1 pseudogene is annotated in these 233 nt (G+C 62.7%); it reads left to right on the forward strand.

The features are described from left to right. Positions 1 to 142: pseudogene (gene eno / locus B4C31_RS03460) on the forward strand (phosphopyruvate hydratase); the annotation flags it as partial. Positions 143 to 233 lie beyond the last annotated feature (91 nt).

Genomic DNA, 233 nt, shown 5'->3' on the forward strand with positions numbered 1-233 from the left:
CGGCCAGATCAAGACCGGTGCCCCGGCCCGTGGCGAGCGCATCGCCAAGTACAACCGTCTGCTCGAGATCGAGGAGGAGCTCGGCTCCACCGCTCAGTACGCCGGCTACAGCGCCTTCAAGGCCTGCAAGAAGTACATGTGATCGCCGGGCCGTGTAGGCCTGTAACGAGCGCATAGCTTCCCGCCCGCCGCATCCGTGAAGTCGAATGCGGCGGGTATTTTCATGTCTATGA

The sequence above is a fragment of the Bifidobacterium sp. UBA4282 genome, assembly GCF_002394995.1.
Taxonomy (GTDB): Bacteria; Actinomycetota; Actinomycetes; order Actinomycetales; family Bifidobacteriaceae; genus Bifidobacterium; species Bifidobacterium pullorum_B.